Raw genomic sequence first — 21,004 nt, 5'->3', positions numbered from 1 at the left:
CAGGGGCCATGTCGGAGGGCGCGGCGGGTATGAGTGCAGGTGATGGTTGAATGGGTGACATGAGTTACACGACGCTGCACGCCACGCCCACGGCCGACACCTACCGCCACCTGCGCGTCGCCTGCGGCCTCAGTCCCAAGTCGGCCGAGGCGGCCGCGCGTGGCTTGCCCGGCACCTTGTTCGGCGTGCAGATCCTGCACGATGGCGAGCCCGTCGGCATGGGCCGCGTCATTGGCGACGGCGGCACGGCCTTCCAGGTCGTCGACATCGCCGTGCTGCCCGAGCACCAGGGCAAGGGCCTGGGCAAGCTCATCATGGCCGAGATCGCCGCCTGGCTGCGCGAGCACGTGCCCGAGACCGGCTATGTCAGCCTCTTGGCCGACGTGCCGGCCGACGCCCTTTATGCCCAGTTCGGCTTTGTGCACACGGCGCCGCGCACGCTGGGCATGGCCTGGAAGCGCCCCGCATGAGGCTGTTGCTCGCGGCACTCGCACTGGTGGCCGCTTCGGCCTCTGCCAGAACCCTCACCGTCTGCACCGAGGCCAGCCCCGACGGCTTCGACTACTCACTGTTCCACGCCAACTCCACGGCCGATGCGTCGTCCGAGGCCCTCTACAACCGCCTCGTCGAGTTCGAGCCCGGCACCACCAAGCTGGTGCCCGCCCTGGCAGAGCGCTGGGAGCTCAGCGCCGACGGCAAGACCTACACCTTTCACCTGCGCGCCGGCGTGGCCTTCCACACCACGCCCTGGTTCAAGCCGACGCGGCCGCTGGCGGCCGACGATGTGGTCTACAGCTTCACGCGCCAGATCGACGCCAAACACCCCTGGCATGGCCAGCCGCGCCAGGGCTGGTACTACGCCACGGCCATGCAGTTTGGCCAGCTGGTGAAGAGCGTCAGCGCCGTGGACGCGCGCACCGTGCGCATCGAGCTGGCGCGGCCCGAGGCGCCCTTTCTGGCCGATGTCGCCATGGGTTTTCTCAGCGTGCTGTCGGCCGAGTACGCACAGCAGCTGCAGGCCGCTGGCCACATGGAGGACATGAACCTCAAGCCGGTCGGCACGGGCCCTTTCGTCTTTCGCAGCCATGTGAAGGACGCCGTCGTCCGCTACGACGCCCACCCCAGCTACTTCCGCGGCAAGGTGGCGCTGGACAAGCTGATCTTCTCGATCTCGCCCGACCCCGCCACGCGGCTGCAGCGCCTCAAGGCCGGTGAATGCGACATCGCCCTCTACCCCATGCCCCAGACCTGGGAGGAGATCCGCGGCAACCCCAAGCTCCAGTTGCTGACCGGCCCCGGCCTGGTCACGACCTTTGTTGGGCTGAACGTCGAGCGCAAGCCGCTGGACGACCGCCGCGTGCGCCAGGCCCTGGTGCTGGCGACCGACCGCGCATCGATCGCTCGAGCCGTTTACGGCGGCGCGGCCAGCCCGGCCAGCAACCCCTATCCGCCCTCGCAATGGAGCTATGACGACAAGGCCGGGCCGGCGCCCCAGGACCTCGCCAAGGCCCGCGAACTGCTTCAACGCGCCGGCCTGGCCAACGGCTTTGCGCTGAAGCTGTGGATACGCGCCGGCGCCGGTGCGACGAATCCGAATCCCAGGGCGACGGCCGAATTGCTGCAGGCCGACTGGGCGCGCATCGGTGTCAAGGCGGAGATCGTCACGCTGGAGTTTGGCGGGCTGCTCAAGCGCACCCGCGCCGGCGAGCATGACGCGACCCTGCTGGCCTGGGCCTCGGACAACGGCGACCCCGACAACTTCCTGACGCCCAACTTCGCCTGCGCGGCCGTGGCCGGCGGTAGCAATGTGGCGCGCTGGTGCCGCAAGGACTTCGACGCGCTGCTGGCCGAAGCGCGCGAGGTGGCTGATCAGGGCAAGCGCGACGCTCTTTACCGCCGTGCCCAGGCTCTGTATCGCGACGATGCGCCCTGGGTGCCGCTGACCTACCCGACGACGGCCATTGCGACGAGCCAGCGCGTCACCGGCATGAAGGTCAGCCCCTTTGGCCTCAACAACTATTCGGCTGTGGACGTGAAATGAAAATTTCGGACATGAACTGGATGCAGGTCGAGGCCTACCTCAAGGCCGACGACCGCTGCCTGCTGCCCATCGGCTGCACCGAGCAGCATGCCTATCTCAGCCTCGCGGTCGACGCCATCCTGGCCGAGCGTGTCGCCGTGGAAGCGGCCGAGCCGCTGGGCGTGCCGGTCTTCCCGGTGCTGCCCTTCGGCATCACGCCGAGCTTCATGAGCTATCCCGGCACCGTCACGTTGAAGGTCGAGACGATGGTGCGCGTCGTCCACGACCTGCTCGACAGCCTCGACCACCAAGGCTTTCGGCGTATCCTCATCGTCAACGGCCACGGGGGCAACCAGCCCGTGGCAGCCGCGGTGGCTGAGTGGATGGCCGCACACCCGCGCACGCGGGTGCGCTTCCACAACTGGTGGAATTCACCGAAGACGCTGGCCTATGTGAAAGGCATCGACCCGCAGTCCGCCCACGCGTCGTGGATGGAGAACCTGCCGTGGACGCGCTTGGCCGGTGTCACTCAGCCCGAGGGACGCAAGCCGCCGGTGGACTACCAGCGCTACGCCGTGCTGCCGCCCAATGCGGCGCGCGAGCTGGCGGGCGACGGCAACTTCGGCGGTGCCTACGAGAGGCCGGACGCCGAAGTGCTGCAGATGTGGTGCATTGCCGTCGAGGAGACGCGAGCGCTGATCAACGGCCCTTGGGCTTAGCGCACTACGGTTCAGTCAGAGCAGCTGTCGGCCAGGAGCGGGTACGGTGATGGACTGCTTTCAAGCAACCTACGTCACTACCATTGAGCCATGGCTTCGCTTCACGAAAGCACAGATTTCGCCGGCAGGTCCGACCTTCCAAGAGGTTGGGAGAACGATGTCTTCCTGTACTGCACCTTCTCCAATCTCAACGTCGAGGGTGCGGCATTCGAAGGCGTTCTGAGCAGTTGCAGAGTCAACAACTCGTCCTGGTATTGGGGGCTTTTCAACACTGCCAAGTTCGTTGAAGTGGAATTCACCAACTGCGTCTTTCGAGGATCAGCCTTCGCTGGGTGTCTCTTCGTCAAGTGCCGCTTTGTGAACTGCAAGTTTGCGAAGGACAACCTCGATGCAAACTGCAGGTTCGATGAGTGCTCCTGGCACGACTGCGAGCAGACAGGTTGCGAGGGCTTGCCTCGTCAGTTCGCCGCCGAAGGCAAGCGGCGCAAGTAGGCGTCGGTGATCGGCCAGAAGCCGCCGTCGCCAGCGGGTTCACGCGAACCCGATCTCGATCCCGTAGATTTGCCGGACGAGACGGACTGCCAGAAGTCCGACGTCCGCGGTGGATCTCGGTCAGCCGCCGCCTACCGCGCGTTCGCACTGACGAGCCCCTTAGCGCGTCCTTACACTGAATTGCGTCGTCCGGCCTTTGCCGTTGGCGCAGCAACTGGGCTTCCAACCCGGTGAGGCGCCCCTCGAATGCCGCCGCCGTCTAGCTTCACTTCTACCAAGGAACGACCATGACCAGTCCGATGTATACCTTCGCCGTTCCCGTCTTCAAGCAAATGCTGGTGGCGCTGAAAGCCGTACTGGCGCAGGCGAGTACGCACGCCTCGGCCCACTCGATTGAGTCCGACGCCTTGCTGCAGGCGCGCCTGTATCCGGACATGTTTGCGTTGGCCAAGCAGGTGCAGATCGCAGCCGACTTTGCGCGTGGAGTATCGGCACGCCTGGCGGGTGTCGAGGCCCCCACCCAGGAGGGACAAGAGAAGAGCTTTGCTGATCTTGACGTCCTATTAGCCCAGACGGTGAGTTTTCTGGATGGCCTGAGCGCAGTGCAGTTCGAAGGCAGCGAAAGCAGAGAGATCATCTTGCGTCCCGGTACACCAAAGGAGAAGCGGCTGATCGGTCAAACCTATCTGGCCAACTACGGCCTGCCGCAGTTCTTCTTTCATGTCACCACTGCTTATGCCATCCTGCGCCACAACGGGATCGCCATCGGCAAGCGTGACTACATGGGCGTGTATTGACTGGCGTTCGATGCTGCGAGCGCCGAGTGAGCTCGCGGTCCTTCGACCATCCAGTTGCCGTAGCTGATTGACAAGCAGGGGCGCGAGCGACTGCTTTGGAGCTATCAATTCAGAGCTGCGAATGTCGCTTCAGGGTCGGCAACTGCCTTAGCTGAACCGCATCGAGCCTAAGCCACAGGCGGCAACTCCGGCGCGCTCAGCCCCTCGAACGGATCGGCCCAGGCCGGCAGCGCCATCAGTCTTGCATGCCAGGCCGCCACCGCCGGGTAGTCGCTCAGCGGCAGCCGAGCTACGTCGTTGTAGGGCAGGAAGACGCCCATGCGGAAGTCGGCGTAGGACAGGCCGCTGGCCAGCAGCCAGTCCTGCTTGCTCAAGTGCGCCTCCAGGATGGACGCCGTCGCGTGGAAGCGCTCGGTGCCTCGCGTCACCAGGTCTTCGTCCAGCGCGCCCAGCTTGTAGCGCTGCTTGGTACCGCGCTCGAAGTGCACCATGTCGCAGGCATGCATGAAGTTGTCGCGGCTCCAGCTGACCCAGCGGATCATGTCCGGCAGCTCAGGCCCAGTGCGCCAGAACTCTGAGCCCACCATCTGCGACAGCCGGCAGGCGATGGCATCCGCCTCGAACAGTGAGCTGCCGTCGGCCTCGACAAGGATGGGCAGGCGCAGCGAGGGGTTGAAATGGCGGTAGTTGTCTGCCTGGCCGGGGGCCAACGGCGCGGCGAACTCGTAGGTGACCGGCGCGGCCAAATACTTCGCCGCCGCGACGGCCAGGCGTGGGTTGGGGTTGCGGGAGAAGTAGAGGATGGGCGTCATGCGGCAGGCTGGAGGGTTGGCAGCGTTGTCATCTTCGCGCCCGAGCCCTGTCAGATCCTGTCAGCAGCGAACTGCTGTGCGCGTCAACGCCGCCGAGCGGCGGGCTTGCGGGCCGGCCTGGCATCGCTTTCGGCGGCAACCTGCAGCGGTGCCAGCGCGGCCAGTGCATCGATCTGGGTCAGCAGGCGCTGCAGGTAGTCGGGCGACAGGGCCTGCAACTGCTGCAGTGCACGGGAGACCAGCACCTGGCTGTTCAGCGGTCCCAGGTGCTCGGGCACCGGTGCGCTGACCTCGGCCATGCGGCGTGTCAGGCGCAGCGCGCTCCAGGTGCGGCGGTGGACCTGCACATTGCGCAGCTCGGGGCCGGCCTGCAACTGGGCGACAAGTTCGGTCAGTGGGCTTGCGGCGTTCGCAGTCCGCCGAGTCGGCAGCACGACCGGCTCAGCCTCGGCGCGCTGCACCAGCCGCGCAACCAGCCGTTCGCGCAGCGCGCCCGGCGCCAGCGCAGAGGCTCGCCGCGCCAGCGCTTCCAGCACGCGCCGGCGCACGGGATCGGCTTCGGCCCGGGCTTGCACCCAGGCGACGGGGTCGTCCATCACGGGGCCGATGCCGCCGCCCGCTTGGGCCGCGGCGTGGGTGCGATCTCGACGCGGCGGTTCAGCGCCCGGCCCGCCGCGTCGTCGTTGGACGCCACCGGCTGCTGGGGCCCGAAGGCAGCGGCAAACACCGCGTCCGGCGGCAGCCCCTCGGCCATCAGCGTGCGCGTCACGGTCAATGCACGCTGGGCCGACAGCTCCCAGTTGTCATTGAACTTCGGCGCGCCCTTGCCGGTGAGCATGCCGCGGTCATCGGTGAAGCCGCTGACCATCAGGATCTCGTCGCGCTGCGCGAGATAGGTGCGCAGGGGCACCGCCAGGCTCTTGATCAGCGCGCGGCCGTCGGCGTGCAACTGGTCCGAGCCGATGGCGAACAGCACCGCGCCGCTGATGCCGATGCGGCCCTCGACCAGCGTGATGCGGCCGTCGGCCAGCGGGCCGGCCAGCGCACGCTCGAGCGCTTCGCGGCGCGCCTGCTCGGCCTGGCGCTGCTCCACCTCGGCCTTGAGCTGGTTGGCGAGATCCAACTGGCCCACCAGCGCCGCCGCCAGCACCAGCACGAAGGCACCCAGCACGCCGGCCATCAGGTCGCCGAACGCCGCCCAGGCGGGCGTGCCGACACCTTCCTGCTCGATCTCCAGCGGCTCATCCATTCGCGGCGGCTCCCTGCAGCGCGTCCAGCACCTGCTTCTGTGAGCCGAGGCAAAGGTCGATGACCTCGCGCGCCTGGGCCACGTAATAGCTCAGCTGCTCGTCGCTGCGCGTCATCGCGCCGGCCAGGCGCTCTTCCAGCGCGGCCAGGTGCTGCACCAACTGGGCATTGGCGCCCTGGAACTGCTCCACCGCCGCGCCAAAGCCTTCGCCCAGGCTGCCCATTTCGGCGGCGCTGGCGGCCAAGGTCGTCGCGGCTTCGGCCAGCTTCTCGCCGGTGGCGTCGGCCTGCGCGGTGAAGCGCTGGCCCAGGGCTTCGAGCTGGGTGGCGGAGCTGCCCACCAAGGCATCGATGGCAGCGCGCTGTTCACCAGCGGCCTGCTGCAGCGAGGCCAGCAGCGTCGAGACGGTCTGCATCAGTTCGGCGCGTTCGGCCAGGGCTGTGCGGTCCTGGGCCTGGCTCTGTGCCAATTGCTCGCGCAGCGCGGCCACCACTTCGACGGCTGCGCGTGGGGCTTCGCCGGCGGCCTGCAGCAACGCGCCGGCTTCGCTCAGCGTGGTCTTGGCCTGGGCTTCGGTCTGCGCGACCAGTTCGCGGGTGTGCCGCAGCAGGCCATCGGCCAGTTGCTGCTGCTGGGCCAACTGCGTGGCGCCGGCCGACTGCAGTTCGGTGCGCCATGCGGTCAGGCGCTCAGCATCGTGCGCGGCATGGGCCGATTGCAGCTGCGTGTGTGCCTCGGCCAGCGTGGTGACGGCGGCCTGTGTCTGCGCAGCAAAGCCGGCGGTCAGCTCGGTCAAGGCGCTCTGGGCACGTTCGCCGCTGGCGGCCAGCAGTCGCTGCGCGGCTTCGCGCTGGGCGACCAGCAGCTGTTCGTTGGCGGTGCGTTGCCGGGCCAGGGCCTCGGCGTCGGCGCGGGCCTCGGCGCGGCGTTGGCTGTCCAGTTCGGCCTGCAGCGCCGTGTGGCGGGTCTGCGTGTCGGCGATGCGGTCCAGCAGGTCCTTGGTCTGCGCGGCGAAGCCAGTGGTCAGCGCGGTCAGCGCGTTCTGGGCGCGCTCGCCGCTGTCGGCCAGCAGCTGTTGCGCGGCCTCGCGCTGGGCGGCCAGCAACTGCTCGTTGGCGGCGCGCTGCTGTGCGAGCGCCTCGGCGTCGGCCTGGGACTCGGCGCGGCGCTGGGTGTCCAGCTCGGCTTGCAGGGCCTGCTGCCGGGCCTGCGCCTCGGCCACGCGGTCCAGCAGCGTCTGCGTCTGTGCGGCAAAGCGCTCGGCGGTGTCGGCGATGGCCTGTTGGGCAGCGGCGCGTTGCTCCGCCAGCGCGTCAATCTGGCGGCCCAGCGCGGCGGCGCGGGCGGTGTCGGCTTGTGCCTGTGCGGCCAACAGGTCTTGCGCCTGCGCGGCCCAGCGTTCACCCAAGCGATCCACCGCCTGCTGCGTGGCGGCGCTCGTGTCGGCCAGCAGCTTCAGCGCGGCCTCGCGCTGCTGGGCGAGGCCCTCCGCCTGTGCCTTGGCCGTGGCCTCGCCCTGCTGGGCGATCTGCGCCACGCCGGCTTCGAAGCGGCTGCTCAGCGCGCCGAGCTGGCCGGCCACCTGCGTGCCCACGCGCTCATGCAGGGCGGCGGCCTCGCGGGCGATGCCGGCCATTGCGGCCTCGGCGGCGGGCTGGATGGCGGCGCCGGCCAGGCGGGCGCTCTCGGCCAGGCTGCCGCGCAGCGTCGTGTCCACGCTGGCGGCCAGGGCGGTGTAGGCCTTACTCGTCTCGCCATGGAAGCGGTCGTTCTGCGCGGCGAGCTGGTCGGCCATCTGCTGGGCGTACCGCTGCAACTGGGCGACGAGTTCAAGCTGACGCTGCTGCGCTGCTTCAGCCGCGGCAGCTTCGGCGGCCTGCTGCTCCAGTGCGCGGCGGTGCGCGGCGGTCAGCGGGCGCAGCTTGCCGAGCAGGGCGGTGTCGAGCTGGCCCGACACGGCCGCGCGTTCGCGCCTTGCCAGCGCGACCATCAGGCCCAGCATGGCCGAGCCCGTCACGCCGGCCACGCTGGCGCTGAAGGCCAGGCCCAGGCCCTGCACCGGCGCGCCCAGTGCGGTGCGCAGTGCGGCCAGGTCGGCCGTCTGGCCCAGGGCACTGGCCGTGCTGCTCAATGTGATGACCAGGCCGATGAAGGTGCCCAGCATGCCCAGCAGCACCAGCAGGCCGGCCAGTGCCGGCGCGAGTGCCAGGCCGGGCAGGGCCACGCGCAGGCCTTCCAGGCGCTGCTGCACGCTGGCGCGCACGGTGGCGGGCAATGTCGCGACCCAACCCTCTTTCGGCTCGGCGTCCAGCGCGGCATCCAGTTCGCGGCTGACGCGGCGAAAGGCAGTCAGCTCCCAGATGCCGATGGCAAAGAAGGCCGCGATCAGCAGCGTCATTGCCAGCGCCACCGGGTGGTGGCGGGCGGCGGCCAGCGCGGCGCCGGCAATGCCCGCGAGGCCGGCGGCCAGGGCGAGGGAATAGAGGGCGTTCAGGAAGCGGTTCATCAGGATTCAGCTTGATGCAGGGCTTCAATGAGCCCCTGCACCGGTTGCAATCTCAGGTCCAGCTCGGCGCGCAGCGCGCGCTGCAGGTCGGCCCAGAAGCGGGTGCGCCAGCGGCGCGGGTCGGTGGCGTGGTGATCTGTCGCGCGTTTCGTCAGCAGCGCGGGCAGGCTGGCCAGCAGCGGGCGCTCCTGCGCGACGATGGCGCGTTCGAACACCGCATCCAGCTGCGCCAGCCGGGCCAGCGCCCCCGAGGCTTCGGCCAGCCGGGGGCGCAGGCGCTCGCGCAGTGTGGCCACGCGCGCGGCCATGCTGCGCTGCTGCTGGGCGTGGTGCAGGCGGTAGGGCGCCAGCAGGTCGGCCAGCGGCACGCCTTCTGGCGCGGATTCGGCGGATTCGCGCGCCAGCAGGGCGTCGTCGAAGGCGGCGGTCAGCTCTTCCTGCAGGCGGGCCAGTGCGGCGTCGGCCCAGTCCACCGCTTCGCGGCGGGCGGCGACGTTGGCGCCGGCTGCAGGCGCTGTGGCCAGCAATTGGGACAGGCCGATGGCCTCGGCCCAACCCAGCCAGCCGCCCAGGCGCTCGGCCACGGGTGCTGCCACCACCGGCGCGACGCCCCATTGCAGCAGCAGCCGGGCCAGGGGCTCGGGTGCGAGGGGCTGCGGTGAGAGGGCTTGCATGGGGCTGGCGCGCCTGTGCGGCGCGCGCGAGGAAAAAGGGCGAGAGTTTAGTGAACCCCGATCAAAAGGGCATTCCCGCCCGGCGCGGCGTTGTCGCCAGCGTCGGCTTGGAGAGGCAGGCGACACTCCCGGCCATGCCCTCTGCCAGCTACTCCAACACCACCCTCAACGCCGACACCGAACTGCGCAAGCGCTGCACCCGCTGGCTCAATGGCCACCGCCCGCCGCTGTCCATGCGCGAGTCCCTGCTGGCGCTGGCCGAACTGCCCGAAGCCGAGTTGCCGCTGGACGTCTACGGCCAGGGTCAGGCCATCCAGGCGCTGGAGGCCGAGGTGGCCGCCCTGCTCGGCAAGCCGGCCGCGCGCTTCATGCACAAGGGCGTGGCCGCCCAGCTTGCGGCGCTGCGCGTGCACTGCGGTGAGGGCAACGGCCCGGTGGCGCTGCACCCGCAAAGCCATATCGCCATCGACGAGGCCGAGGCCTTCGAGAAGCTGCTGGGCTTGCGCGGCCTGCGCATCGGCATGACGGACGAGCCCTTCGGCACCGCGCAACTGGCTTCGCTGCCCGGCCAGCCGGCGGTCGTTGTGGTCGAACTGCCGCTGCGCCGGGCCGGCTACCGCCTGCCCGAATGGGACGAACTCATGGCCATCAGCGCCTGGTGCCGCGCGGCCGGCGTGCCGCTGCATTTCGACGGCGCGCGGCTCTGGGAGGCTTCGGCCCACTACGGCCGGCCGCTGGCCGAGATCGCCGCGCTGGCGGATTCGGTCTACGTGTCCTTCTACAAAGGCCTGGGCGGCCTGGCCGGCTGCGTGCTGGCCGGCAGTGAGGATTTCATCGCCCAGATCGCACCCTGGCAGACCCGCCTGGCGGGCAACCTGTTCACCGTTCACCCCTACGTGCTGAGCGCGCTGCAGGGCCTGCGCACGCAGCTGCCGCGCATGCCCGCCTACCGCGAGCGCGCGCAGGCGCTGGCCGCCTTGCTGGCGGCCGAACCTGGCTGGCGCGTGGCGCCCGGGAAGCCGCAGGTCAATGCCTTCCAGTTGCACCTGCCGGTGGCACCCGAAGCGTTGCGCGAAGGCCTGCTGGAGGTGGCTCGGCGCGACGGCTTCTGGCTCGGCGCGCGGGCCGTGGCCTCGCATGTGCTGGCGGGTGGCGCGATGGTGGAGGTCGTCATCGGCGATGCGGCCGACAGCTGGACCGACCATGAGGCCCTGGCCGCGCTGCGGCGGGCGGTGCTCAGCGCTCAGGCGGGCTGTTGACGAAACCTGTCACGTCTTCCAGCACGGGTGCCAGCCAGCGCAGCGGCGCACCGAAGGCGGCAATCAGCGTCGTGTGGCCGACGCGGTCGTAGAACTTCACCGTCACCGGCACGCCGAAGGTTTTCAGCCGCGTCGCCAGGCCCTGGGTGCTGCGTTGCGGGTTGACCAGTGAGTCGTCTCTTGCCGCACCCAGGAAGCTGCGCGGCGCGGCCTTGCTGGCGTGTTCCAGCGGTTGGGTGCCGGGCGGGTAGTCAGGGTGGAAGAACACCGGCTTCGCGTCGGGGTTCTCGATGGGCAGGAAGTCGTAGGGCCCGGCCAGGCCGATGAAGCCGGCCAGCTCGCGCGGCGTGTGGCCGGTGGGCTTCAACCAGCGTGCGTCCAGTGCCAGCATGGCGGCGTTGTAGGCGCCGGCGCTGTGGCCCATGACGAAGACCCGCCGCGGGTTGCCGCCCAGGCCCGCGGCGTGGCTCAGGCTCCAGGCCAGCGCTGCGGCGCTGTCGCGCAGGAAGTCGGGGTAACGCACCTCCGGATAGAGGCGGTAGTCGGCCACCAGCGTCAGGATGCCGCGCGAGGCCAGCGCCTCGCCGACGAAGGCGTAGTCGCCGCGCTTGCCGCGGTTCCAGGCGCCGCCGTAGAAGAACACCACCACCGGCCAGCCCTCACGCGGCGCCGCGCGGGCCGGCTGGTACACGTCCAGCTGCTGGCGCGGCCCCGGCCCGTAGGCCAGGCCGGCCGTGCGCGTGTGCGTGTGGACGGGCGCAAGCACGTTCAGCGCCTTCACCGGCGCGTAGGCCACCAGCACCCCCGCCAACAGCAGGGCGCCGAGCAGGAAGAGGGCGGCTTTCAACATGGGAACGCAGAGCCTACGCGGTGGGCGCGAGCTTGGATGTTGCAAGCGCACCAATGGAAACGGCCGCCAGGCATGCCATGGCGGCCGATTCGGGGTTTGAGCGGGGTTTGAGCCGCGAGGGCTCAGCGGCGCTGCTGGCTGCCACCACCGGACGGCGGCGGGCCGCGACGCTCCAGGTGGCGGAAGGTGATGCGGCCCTTGCTCAGGTCATAGGGCGACATCTCCAGCGACACGTTGTCGCCGGCCAGGATGCGGATGTGATGCTTGCGCATCTTGCCGCCCGTGTAGGCGATGACCTTGTGGCCATTCGACAGCGTCACGCGAAAGCGCGAGTCGGGCAGGATTTCATCCACGACGCCTTGCATTTCGATCAGTTCTTCTTTGGCCAAGTGTGGGGCTCCGTTGCGAAAGTTAGACGGGAGGCCGAGCACGTGGCCGTGCCGGCGTCTGATGCGGCCGGTGACCGCCGCGCGCTCCTCAATGGCAGCGCGCCCAGGCAAGGCCTTCATTCCGCGCGTAGTGCAATGCTGCCTGCGGGCTGATGAACTGTGGCGTGAAACGCATGATGCGATCCACGCTGGCCATGCCGCGACCGGAGCGGATCGACACCAGGGCGTCGAAACCGCCGCCCTCGCGGGCTTGGGTCATGGGTGAAACCAAAAAGCGTCCCACCTCGATATTGTTATTGTTCATGTTGTTCTTCTTTTTGTGGGGCTCCCGCGCCGGTCTTTGCCGGCGGCGGTTGGGCGCCCAAGGCGCCCTTGCACAAATTACAGCGTGCGGATGTTCGAGGCTTGCGGGCCCTTGGCACCTTGGGTCGATTCAAACGACACCTTGGCACCTTCGGCCAGCGAGCGGAAGCCGCCAGCGTTCTTGATTTCGCTGTGGTGGGCGAAGAGATCCTTGCCGCCGTTGTCAGGCGTGATGAAGCCGAAGCCCTTGCCGTCGTCGAACCATTTCACGGTGCCGGTTTCTGTAGTCATGGTGTTTCCTTTTTGGAATGTATAGATGGAAAAAATACTCCGTCGGCGTCATGCCGTGCGGAGACAGAAACACTCAAGAACACTCACCGGGGAGTTGCTGAAGCGAGCCGCTCGCAAGAAGGGCCAGGGGGTGGCCAGCGGGGCTGCAGATAAGACCTTGAGGAAACGGTCTTGTGCGAATCTATGCGGCGAATGTACCACGCCGCCCCAAAGCCCTTGTAGGACACCGGCGCAGCAACCTGCGTGCGGCGTCGTTAGGTCACGGTTGCAGCCTTTAATCGCTCACCGGTTCACCCGGCTGCGGCCCGTCATAGCCCTCGACGATGACGATGTCTGCCTCGGCCGCGGCCTGGCGCAGCGTGATCTGGGGCGCGTACTCCGGCGAGTGATAGCAGGCCAGCGCCACCTCGTAGCTCGGGAACTCGATCACCACATTGCGACCGCGGCTGCTGCCCTCAGGGTTCTCGAACTGGCCGGCGCGCACGAGAAAGCGGCCGCCGAACTTGGCGAACACCGCGTCGTTGCGCTGCACGTAGAGCTTGTATTGCTCGGGGTCGTTGACGTCGACGCGGGCGATCCAGTAAGCCTTGGGCATGGGGGGGGCACTCCAGCTGAAGTTCGGGTCAGGCCCCAGTGTGACGCGTCATCGCGCCGTCCGCCGGGCGGGTTGCGTCGCCGCCTGGAACGCGGGCTTGCCCCCAAGCTGCGCCGCCGCCGCGGGGCCGCCGGTTACCAAGAGTTCGGCGAGGGCCACGCCCGACTGGCCCTTGCCGTCCAGCACTTCGTAGGCCACGACGACCTTGCTGTTGTTGGGCGTGCTGGCCGATGGCGTGACCTTGCAGGCACCGTTGGCGAGGAATTCGATGCTGGCGCTGGCCTGCCCATAGATCTGCTTGCATGTCCGCAGCCATTCGCCACCGTTCGCGGTGGTGCTGCCCGCGTCCTGGATCATCACGGCCTGGCCGGCCGTGGCCGTGGTGGGCGCAGTGACCCTGACCACCGGCGGCGACATTGGCGTGTAGCGGAGCCACAGCCGCAGATAGCTGCCTTGCAGCTCGCCACCGCCCTCGGTGCAGCCAATGTGCAGCGTGACGGCGCCACGGTTCACTGTCGTCAGCTGGGTGGGGTCGCGGTCCATCTCGGCCACCAGGGCTTCCCATTCGGAGGAGTTGCACATGTGGCCGGCATAGCTGGCGCTGGCTGCCGGGCCGGCCCCCGGCTCGAAGCCGGCCCGCAGGTTGCCGGCATAGCTGCCCGGCGTGAGCGCAAGTCCGGCCGTGTTCGACAGCACCAGCTCCATGCTGTCATAGGCAGCATTGCCGTTGGGGTTGAACACCCAGCGAATGCGCTCCGCCGTCTGGTCGGCAAAGATGGCCTCGGTCCCGCCCTTGACCGGGACATCGAACACGCCATCCGATTCCGACATGCGCAAGTCGCTACCGCTCGAGACGTGGCCGCTGCCCCAGATGTCGGCCCGCGACTGCGTGTCCTGCCAGCTGCGCACGCTGATGATCAGATCGGCCGTCGCCGACTTGCCGGACTCCGAGACCGCCGTCAACCTGAACTTCGCCTGAGCGCCGCCCTTTGCCACCAGCGGCGTGTAGGTGTCGCAGATGCCCAGCCGGCAGTTAGACAGGTCGAAGCTCGGCCCCGACAGCTGGGTCCATTCGATGGAGCGCAACCTGCTGGCAGGGTTCCAGGAGAGCGAGCCGTCCAGGCGCAGGGATTCGCCCTCGTTCAGCGTGCGGTCCGCGCCGGCCACGGCGAAGCTGCGGTCCAGCGCCGCGGCCACGGCCGACCGGTAGCGGATGGCGCCGCTCACGTAGGCGGCATAGCCCAGCGAGCATCCGGCCGTGAAATCCGCGGCCAGACTGCTCAAGCTGCCATCGGCCGCATAGGCCACGTCGTGCACCACGTAGGCGCCATTGCTGGGGCGGCAGTTGGGCGAATCCAGCGTGCCCACGGAGCTGGACGCCATCGGCCAGATGGCGTGCGGCACCAGCCCAACCTGCAGCTTCAGCGCCGGCGCAGTCGTGCCGAGGAAGAGCCCGCTCTGCGGCTGCGGGCCGATCCAGAAGATGCCGCCACCCGTGGCGAACTGGTTCATCCACGTGTACTGCGTCAGCACCGGCTCGGCCGCGTCGAACATGTTCATCGTCGTGCCGCTGGCCGACGCCAGCGGGTTGCCGCCGAAGTTGCGCTGCCAGATGTAGCTGGCCGCCGATGTCGCGGGCACGGGCTCGAAGGCCGCGGGTGCTGGAGCCGGGGCGGGTGCCGGGGCAGGCGCTGGGGCGGGTGCTGGGGCGGGTGCCGGTGCAGGCGTTGGAGCTGGGGCGGGCGCAGGTGCCGGTGAGGGGGCAGGTGCAGGCGCGGGTGCAGGTGCGGGTGTGGGCGCAGGCGCAGGTGCAGGTGTGGGCGCAGGCGCGGGTGCAGAACCTCCGCCCCCGCCGCAGGCGGACAAGGCGGCCGCCATGGCAGTGGCGCCCATGCCCAGGCGCCAACGACCGGCCAAGCGCGCCGGCGGCGCCGGGCACGGGTCTGGAATCGACATGCTTGTTATCTCCCTGAGTCCGCCTCCGGCGGGCACTTCAGTTTGTCGTGCCTGATCGCGCCCGATGGCTCGCGCGCAGTCTAGGTGTAGGCGTAGAACAGCGCCGCGAAGAAGTGGCAGGCGCTGCCGCCCAGCACGAACAGGTGCCAGACGAAGTGCGAGTAGCGCACCCGGTTGTCCAGCAGGAAGACGAACGCCCCCAGCGTGTAGCTCAGGCCGCCGGCGATCAGCAGCGTGAGGCCCGCGGCCGGCAGGCTGTTCACCAGCGGCCCGGCCGCGAACACCACCACCCAGCCCATGGCCAGGTACAGGCCCGTGGACACGAAGCGGTGCTTGAGCCGGTTCAGCAGCTTGATCGCCACGCCGAACGCCGCCGCCGCCCAGACGGCGATCAACAGCGTCACGCCCGGCCCGGTGTGCAGCACGCCCAGCGTGAAGGGCGTGTAGCTGCCGGCAATGAAGACGTAGATGGCCGCGTGGTCCAGCCGCAGCAGCACCGCCTTGGCGCGGCCCTGCCACAGGCTGTTCGGCAGGGCGTGATACAGCGTCGAGATGCCGTACAGCAGGATCATCGTGGCCGCGAAGATCGCCGCGGCCACCACATCGGCTGTGCCGCCATGGTTCATCGCGCGGATCACCAGGATGGGCAGCGCCGCGATGGCCAGCACCACGCCCAGGCCGTGGCTGATGGCGTTGGCGATCTCTTCACCGAGGGTCTGGTCGCGGTCGGGGGTGGGGGCGGTGTGCAACATAAGGGTCGTCTCGTACTGCTGAGCGATGAGCCAAGCATGCCAGCGTGGCATGACGGTTCCGACCCAAGGTTTGAGGGGGTTGAAAAAGCACGAGCACCGCGTTTGACCCGCATCAAACGCTCATGCCGCCCTGAGCTTGGCGCCGGTGCCGCGCCAGACGTTGGCGGCAAAGGCCAGCACCGCCACGCCCACTACCACCGAGCCCAGCCCCACCAGCGGCTCGGCCGCCGTCACGCCGCGCATCAGCGCCGCCAGCGCCGACAGCATCACCGGCAGCGCCAGCTGGTGCAGCCAGAACTGCAGCGCCACCAGCCGCGGGCTCAGCGTGTCGGCCAACTGCTGCACCACCAGGCCGAAGCCCAGCATGCTCGCCCAGCCCAGCAGGTTGACGTGGGCATGCACCGAGCGCAACCCGAAGTCGTGCGTTGCGCCCATGTAATTGCCCAGTGACACGCCCACCACGAGGTAGAGCGCAGCCATGCGAAGCCACCAGGCGCCATAGCGTTTGTTGTTGTTCATCATGGGCCTCCGTCAGGCCGCCAGGCCAGGTGCAACCGGCAGGCCCAGGCCGCGCGCCAGCGCAGCCCAGTCGTCGTCGTTGAGCTGCTCGCGCGCCATGGCCAGCACCGCGCCAAACACCGGCGCCGGCGCGTTGGCCCGCATGCCCCCCAGCAGCCCCAAGCGCTCCGCCGGCGCCAGGGCCGGCAGCATCCAGCGCAGCGAGGCCATCATCTCGGCGGGCGACAGCGCGGCCAGGATCTGGCCGTGGATGGCCATGATGCCGGCATCGTCCAGATGCGCCCACAGCACCGCGTTGTGTTCGGTCTCCTCCAGGTGCATGTGCGCCAGGTTGTGGGCCGCGAACAGGCTCACTGCGTGGTACAGCGCCCGGCAGGCGGCGGCGCAGTCCTGCGGCGGGCAACCGGCCAGCGCGCGGGCATGGGTGCGCAGCGCCTCGATGTCGCGCTCATGCTCTACATGCTCGGTCGCGATGCGCTGGCTGGTGCCCGGCTGCGCGCGTTCCAGCGCGGGGTGCACGAAGGCGTTCTCGTGCTTCAGGTGCGACGCGCAGAAATCCGCCGCCGCTTCGACCTTGCCGGCCAGCTGCTGCAGCGACGCCGGGTCGCCCGGGTCGACGCACCCGGCGCTGGTGACCAGGTCGGCCAGCATCAGCCGAAGGCCCTTGTGAATGCTGGCGTAGATGTCAAAGCGCGGCGCCGTGGCCGTGCCGTGAACGGCGAGGATTTCTTGCAGTGAGGTGTGCATCTCGGATTCCCTGGGTGGTGTGTCGAATGGCTCGCTGCGCCTGGCATCGAACCGTGCAGTCACTGTAGGAATCGGGGCGGCGGCGCGCCGCTAAATGCTTGCTAGCCGAACCTTAAGAGTTTGCTAAGTGCTCGTGGATATTGGTATTTTTTCCATCCAGCCGTGCCGGAGGGCATGCTGGCACAGCTGAATGGGCGGGCTGCCTTACTTCAGCACCAGCTCCTGCAGCTCCATGCCGCCCGCCAGCTTGCGCATCACCTTGCGCTCGCCGGAGGCCGCGTCCATCTTGTGCTGGTCCATGGCCATGAAGGCCTCGTACTTCTTCTGCACTTCCAGCTGCTGCGCCGTCGTCAGATAGTCCTTGGACTCGATGGCCAGGATCAGGTCGGGCTCGCCCTCGCGAGCGTTGTTCACCGAGAACACGTGGTACGACACGATGTAGCCCTCCTTCTTGCCGAACTCGTTGGACTTCTTCCAGGTCTTGGCCAGGAAGTCCATGTAGTTCTCGAACTGCCCGGGCTCGACCTTGATATGGGAGAAGTTCCACACCGTGCCCGGCTTATAGCTGGAGTCCTGGGCGGATGCCGCAGTGCCAACCATCATCAAACCTGCCGCCAACAGCCCCGTCAGCATGTGCTTTGCGTAGTTCATTTGAATGCCTCCTCACCTGTCGACGCCGGTGACTGCGTTCGCGCGGTGGTGCGCCGGCGCACTGTGCGCCTGCTGACCCGTTTGCGGTGGGCGGGCGGCGATGGGGGGGCGCGAAGCGTCCTTCACCTTCAGGATGCCCGGGGGGGTGGAAGGGCGGCGAGCTTGATCGTCAAGCGCCGAGGATGAAGCCGCCCAGCGCAACCAGCCACAAGACAAGCACCGCCATCCACGCGAACACCGCCGCGCGCGTAGCGGCGGCCGGCCACCAGCGGGCCAAGCCCAGGCGCCGCCCCAGCACGGCCAATGCCGCGCCGCCATTCAAGTACGGCAGAGGCAGCAGGTTCAACGCTGCGACCTTGGCCGCCAATAACGCGAGGATGACCGCGAACGGCGCCGATTCAGCGAAGGCAGCGATCCGTTGCAGCAGTGCTTGCGCGTCGCCCAGCGGCGAAATCACACCGGTAAGCCATTGGGCCGGCAAGGCCAGGAAGGCGTCGATACCCGCGCGTCCCTGAAGCGCGACGGCCAGCCCCAGCAACAGCGCGCAGCCGGACAGCACAACGAGCAATTGCGCAGGCACCGAAAGGCGGTCGAGCGCCCTGGGCCATTCCTCTTCAGACAGCCGGTCCTCGACGGAATGCAGGAAGCGCACCGAACCTCCGATGGGCAGGGCCCGAATTTCAAAGAGGCCAGTCGTGAACAGCGCCGGCCCGAAGCCGTAGGAAATCCGTAGAAGCTGCGCGCCGACGGCATGGCCCATGGCGGCCATGGTCAGGAGGTGAAGTGCCGTGACGGCGGCGATGGCCAGGAAGAGATTCAGCATCAGGTTCAGGCCTCGGCCGCCAGCACGAAGGCCGGGGCCCAGAAGTAGTCGCTGATGTGGGCCAGGCGCGTCACGCGCCAGCCCAGGGCTTCGAGCTTCTCGCGCCAAACCGGCGCCGGGTGCTCCCAGTTCGTCGCGGCCGTCTGCGCGTCGAGCTGGCCGAGGAACATCGGGATCAGGAAGCCCTGCGCGACCAGCTCGCGCGTAGCGCCTTCGTACTCGCCCAAGGCGCGTTCGTAGCGCTGCGCGAGCGAGGCCACGTAGGCGTCCGAGCCGCGCTGCAGGTCGGGAATGTCGAACTCCACGATCACCAGCCGCTTCACGTGGGCGCGCAGCCGCGCCAGGCCGGCCCAGCGTTCGGGCTCGGGAATGGCCTGCAGCGCGAAGGTGGCTTGGGCGAGGTCCCAATGATGGTTGCTGTCGTCAGGCCCGAGCCTGGCGGCGAAGGCGCCGAGGCCCTCGTTCAGCGCCTGCAGGGGCAGTGTGAGCTGCTCAGCGTGGGCTCGCGCCACTGCACTGGTCAGCAGCGCGCTCGCGGGCTCCACGAGGGACAGGCGCTCCAGCGCGTGCGGGTGAGCGGCGGCCAGTGCGGGGAAGAGGGCATGGCCGTCGCCGCAGCCGATGTCCAGCAGCGAGCGCACGTCGGGCGTGCAGTGGCTCGCCAGCTCTGCGCTGACGCGCTCATACAGCGGCACATTGCCACCGCCGCGGATGAAGGCTTCGAAGGCGGCGGGGGAGGTGTAGACCTGGGTGTCGCGCGCGCGGGCAGCGTGCTGACGAAGCGCGGGGATCAGGAGCGGGAGGTCGGCGGCTGCGCGTTGCAGCGTGGTGCTCAGATCAGTTGCCATGCTGGACTTTAAATTTGAGATCTGACCCCGTGACCCCGAACTCGCGAACTTGAGGCTCGTTCGGTTGCCGTGGCGCCCCAGACCGGGTATTAACCACGCTGCAACGATGTTCGCGGGTGGTCACAATTGCTGAAGCGAGGGATCCAGAATGACAAGCGAAGTTTTGATTTTGAACAAACGGGCGGTCGTTATTGGTGCTGATAGTGCGGTGACCACTTCATATGCAGGGGATCATCCACGATATTCCAAGACCGCCAATAAAATATTTGAATTAAATAGGCGAGGTTCGATTGCCGCCGCAATCTACGACACGGCGAGCCTGGACAGGGTTCCGTGGGAGCTCGCACTCAAGCTCTTTCGTACTCATCTTCAAGACGGAACCTTTTCGCGGGTTTCTGAATATGTTGCGGCGCTGCTGACCTATCTCAGTGGCAACAACAAGCTCTTTCCCGAAGCTCACCGGCAGGGCTGTGTTCCGTCTCAATTTGATGATGCCGTCCGCTCGGTAGCTGCGCATGCAGTCGCAAAAGATCCGCGTATCAAAGATGAGACTTTGCCTCTGGCAGACCGCCGAACTCTTTGGGCAGAGCAGTCTACAGATTTGAAAACATGGCTCGATGGTTTGCCAGTTAAGCCGATCCTCAACGAAGCTGCACTAGAAGCCCTCCTGGGTGATCTTGACCCTTGGGCGCAACGAGTACAGGGACAGCTCGACTCTGAATCTATTCTCGAGGCATTTACTGCACCTGAACTCGCTGAGCTTGCTCATCTCATTCGATACAAGGCGCCGGCAGCTGCATTTACCTCAAGCACGGGCTTGGTGGTCGCTGGATATGGCGAAGATCAGATTTTTCCGTCCTATGAGCAACTTCTTGTGTATGGACACGTTGGAGACGACCTCTACTACGAGCATGTAGATAAGTTCGAGGTCACGCACACCGGTATCGCAATGATTAAACCCCTCGCAAAAACCTCCATGATGGATGTGTTTGCTGAGGGCTTCGACCAATCGCTGAAGGACGTCATCGCTTCAGAAAGCAAGAAATCTATCCAGTCAGTTTTTGACAAACTTGTGGCTGCCGGTGTTGATATTCCTGTCGACCTGCTGAACACGTTGCCAGACGAGTGTCACAGCGCCTTCATGAAAGATTGGACGCGAGTGAATTGGGAAAACAATTTTTATCCTCTGCTGAGTGTTTTGCAGAGCCTTAGCGTTCAGGAAATGGCACACTTGGCAGAGTCACTTCTAGGACTCGAGTCGCTCAAGGAGCGCGTAACCTCGTCGTCAGAGACTGTCGGCGGGCCAATTGACGTGTGCGCCATCTCGAAGGAGGAGGGTTTGGTGTGGATCAAGCGAAAGCACTACTTCGACGCCTCACTCAACATGCGTTACGCGGCGCGGCTCAACCGCTCGTTTGAATAGGGGAAGTCATGGACAAGCTGGAGCAGTTCCTGGCGTCGCGCCGAAGGACGGTGGCGACCTTGTCAGAGATCGCAGAAGCGCAAGGGCCGCAACGTACCAAGATCCATCAGACGTTTGCTGCCGACAAGCGCGCAACCGATGCAAGCCCAGAGTGCAGCCCGCTGGCGCGCTTGGCTAGAAGGGACTTTCAAGATACGCGAGCCGATGATCGGGTGACATTGCGCAAGCTTGCGACGCGATGAGCGGTTAGACGGCTCACCGCCACACTCGGTTTCGCCTCCAACCGTAGCCTCGCCCCAAGTTGAGAAACCCGCTTGGCGGTACAACTG

At 67.5% G+C, this 21,004-nt stretch carries 25 protein-coding genes; 8 read left to right on the top strand and 17 right to left on the bottom strand.

From position 1 onward, the window contains the following. The first annotated feature begins 59 nt into the window (after positions 1–59). From ACXJLH_RS11320 to ACXJLH_RS11300, 5 genes are all read left to right on the top strand, one after another. Positions 60–470 (top strand): GNAT family N-acetyltransferase, encoded by a 411-nt coding sequence (locus ACXJLH_RS11320; protein ID WP_457444120.1) that lies wholly within the window; start codon positions 60–62, stop codon positions 468–470. Then, entirely contained in the window at positions 467–2,041 is a 1,575-nt protein-coding gene (locus ACXJLH_RS11315; RefSeq protein ID WP_457444118.1) for an ABC transporter substrate-binding protein, read from the top strand. The genes ACXJLH_RS11320 and ACXJLH_RS11315 overlap by 4 nt, the downstream gene beginning before the upstream one ends. Beyond that, on the top strand, positions 2,038–2,739 hold the full coding sequence (locus ACXJLH_RS11310) for a creatininase family protein (protein ID WP_457389799.1): 702 nt from the start codon (positions 2,038–2,040) through the stop codon (positions 2,737–2,739). The genes ACXJLH_RS11315 and ACXJLH_RS11310 overlap by 4 nt, the downstream gene beginning before the upstream one ends. Before the next feature lie 90 nt (positions 2,740–2,829). Continuing rightward, positions 2,830–3,231 carry a pentapeptide repeat-containing protein gene (locus tag ACXJLH_RS11305; RefSeq protein WP_457444117.1) on the top strand — a complete coding sequence of 134 codons (402 nt, stop codon included), beginning with the start codon at positions 2,830–2,832 and terminating at the stop codon, positions 3,229–3,231. 287 nt (positions 3,232–3,518) lie between these two features. Next, on the top strand, positions 3,519–4,028 hold the full coding sequence (locus tag ACXJLH_RS11300; RefSeq protein WP_457444115.1) for a DUF1993 domain-containing protein: 510 nt from the start codon (positions 3,519–3,521) through the stop codon (positions 4,026–4,028). 167 nt (positions 4,029–4,195) lie between these two features. On the opposite strand, the gene ACXJLH_RS11295 is transcribed toward ACXJLH_RS11300, so the two are convergent. The 5 genes from ACXJLH_RS11295 to ACXJLH_RS11275 all read right to left on the bottom strand — a co-directional run bounded on the left by ACXJLH_RS11295 (position 4,196) and on the right by ACXJLH_RS11275 (position 9,269). Then, positions 4,196–4,840 (bottom strand): glutathione S-transferase family protein, encoded by a 645-nt coding sequence (locus ACXJLH_RS11295; protein ID WP_457444113.1) that lies wholly within the window; start codon positions 4,838–4,840, stop codon positions 4,196–4,198. A gap of 83 nt (positions 4,841–4,923) precedes the next feature. Further along, positions 4,924–5,436 carry a DUF2894 domain-containing protein gene (locus ACXJLH_RS11290; RefSeq protein ID WP_457444111.1) on the bottom strand — a complete coding sequence of 171 codons (513 nt, stop codon included), beginning with the start codon at positions 5,434–5,436 and terminating at the stop codon, positions 4,924–4,926. Next, the gene (locus ACXJLH_RS11285; RefSeq protein ID WP_457444110.1) at positions 5,436–6,089 is read right to left on the bottom strand and encodes an OmpA family protein; all 654 of its coding nucleotides are present in this window, start codon (positions 6,087–6,089) and stop codon (positions 5,436–5,438) included. The genes ACXJLH_RS11290 and ACXJLH_RS11285 overlap by 1 nt, the downstream gene beginning before the upstream one ends. After that, complete coding sequence (locus ACXJLH_RS11280) at positions 6,082–8,595, bottom strand: hypothetical protein (RefSeq protein WP_457444108.1); 2,514 nt, start codon at positions 8,593–8,595, stop codon at positions 6,082–6,084. Before ACXJLH_RS11280 ends, ACXJLH_RS11285 begins: the two co-directional genes overlap by 8 nt. After that, a complete protein-coding gene (locus ACXJLH_RS11275; RefSeq protein ID WP_457444106.1) occupies positions 8,595–9,269 on the bottom strand; it encodes a DUF3348 family protein in 675 nt (224 codons plus the stop codon). Before ACXJLH_RS11275 ends, ACXJLH_RS11280 begins: the two co-directional genes overlap by 1 nt. A 134-nt stretch (positions 9,270–9,403) precedes the next feature. On the opposite strand from ACXJLH_RS11275, the gene ACXJLH_RS11270 reads away from it, so the two are divergent. Then, entirely contained in the window at positions 9,404–10,528 is a 1,125-nt protein-coding gene (locus ACXJLH_RS11270; protein WP_457444104.1) for a threonine aldolase family protein, read from the top strand. On the opposite strand, the gene ACXJLH_RS11265 is transcribed toward ACXJLH_RS11270, so the two are convergent. From ACXJLH_RS11265 to ACXJLH_RS11210, 12 genes are all read right to left on the bottom strand, one after another. Continuing rightward, positions 10,506–11,378 carry an alpha/beta hydrolase gene (locus ACXJLH_RS11265; RefSeq protein ID WP_457444102.1) on the bottom strand — a complete coding sequence of 291 codons (873 nt, stop codon included), beginning with the start codon at positions 11,376–11,378 and terminating at the stop codon, positions 10,506–10,508. The two genes, ACXJLH_RS11270 and ACXJLH_RS11265, sit on opposite strands and share 23 nt — an antisense overlap. A 122-nt stretch (positions 11,379–11,500) precedes the next feature. Beyond that, positions 11,501–11,767: a translation initiation factor IF-1 gene (infA, locus tag ACXJLH_RS11260; RefSeq protein ID WP_056200396.1), complete on the bottom strand. Its 267-nt coding sequence runs from the start codon at positions 11,765–11,767 to the stop codon at positions 11,501–11,503. Between the two features lie 88 nt (positions 11,768–11,855). Continuing rightward, positions 11,856–12,071 carry a hypothetical protein gene (locus ACXJLH_RS11255; RefSeq protein WP_082532821.1) on the bottom strand — a complete coding sequence of 72 codons (216 nt, stop codon included), beginning with the start codon at positions 12,069–12,071 and terminating at the stop codon, positions 11,856–11,858. 77 nt (positions 12,072–12,148) lie between these two features. Then, positions 12,149–12,361: a cold-shock protein gene (locus tag ACXJLH_RS11250; protein WP_056200393.1), complete on the bottom strand. Its 213-nt coding sequence runs from the start codon at positions 12,359–12,361 to the stop codon at positions 12,149–12,151. A 274-nt stretch (positions 12,362–12,635) separates the two neighbouring features. Next, on the bottom strand, positions 12,636–12,956 hold the full coding sequence (locus ACXJLH_RS11245; RefSeq protein ID WP_457356362.1) for a DUF1330 domain-containing protein: 321 nt from the start codon (positions 12,954–12,956) through the stop codon (positions 12,636–12,638). A 48-nt stretch (positions 12,957–13,004) separates the two neighbouring features. After that, positions 13,005–14,597 carry a hypothetical protein gene (locus ACXJLH_RS11240; RefSeq protein ID WP_457444100.1) on the bottom strand — a complete coding sequence of 531 codons (1,593 nt, stop codon included), beginning with the start codon at positions 14,595–14,597 and terminating at the stop codon, positions 13,005–13,007. A 395-nt stretch (positions 14,598–14,992) separates the two neighbouring features. Beyond that, complete coding sequence (trhA, locus tag ACXJLH_RS11235; RefSeq protein WP_056201287.1) at positions 14,993–15,664, bottom strand: PAQR family membrane homeostasis protein TrhA; 672 nt, start codon at positions 15,662–15,664, stop codon at positions 14,993–14,995. Positions 15,665–15,784: 120 nt separating this feature from the next. Further along, positions 15,785–16,183: a hypothetical protein gene (locus tag ACXJLH_RS11230; RefSeq protein WP_457356364.1), complete on the bottom strand. Its 399-nt coding sequence runs from the start codon at positions 16,181–16,183 to the stop codon at positions 15,785–15,787. Positions 16,184–16,195: 12 nt separating this feature from the next. Continuing rightward, positions 16,196–16,930 (bottom strand): hemerythrin domain-containing protein, encoded by a 735-nt coding sequence (locus tag ACXJLH_RS11225; protein WP_457444098.1) that lies wholly within the window; start codon positions 16,928–16,930, stop codon positions 16,196–16,198. Between the two features lie 204 nt (positions 16,931–17,134). Next, entirely contained in the window at positions 17,135–17,581 is a 447-nt protein-coding gene (locus tag ACXJLH_RS11220; protein ID WP_056200374.1) for a hypothetical protein, read from the bottom strand. 169 nt (positions 17,582–17,750) lie between these two features. Beyond that, positions 17,751–18,404 (bottom strand): site-2 protease family protein, encoded by a 654-nt coding sequence (locus ACXJLH_RS11215; protein ID WP_457444096.1) that lies wholly within the window; start codon positions 18,402–18,404, stop codon positions 17,751–17,753. A 5-nt stretch (positions 18,405–18,409) separates the two neighbouring features. After that, entirely contained in the window at positions 18,410–19,252 is an 843-nt protein-coding gene (locus ACXJLH_RS11210; protein ID WP_457444094.1) for a hypothetical protein, read from the bottom strand. Between the two features lie 148 nt (positions 19,253–19,400). Between ACXJLH_RS11210 and ACXJLH_RS11205 the strand changes: the two genes are divergently transcribed. Beyond that, positions 19,401–20,675, top strand: a complete 1,275-nt coding sequence (locus ACXJLH_RS11205) for a hypothetical protein (protein WP_457444092.1) — start codon at positions 19,401–19,403, stop codon at positions 20,673–20,675. An 8-nt stretch (positions 20,676–20,683) separates the two neighbouring features. Then, positions 20,684–20,917, top strand: a complete 234-nt coding sequence (locus ACXJLH_RS11200; RefSeq protein WP_457444090.1) for a hypothetical protein — start codon at positions 20,684–20,686, stop codon at positions 20,915–20,917. The last annotated feature ends 87 nt before the right edge of the window (positions 20,918–21,004 follow it).

This window comes from Roseateles sp. P5_E4, from assembly GCF_054049255.1.
Note: the sequence above shows the minus strand (reverse complement) of the source record. Positions and strands in the feature narration are given on the sequence as shown.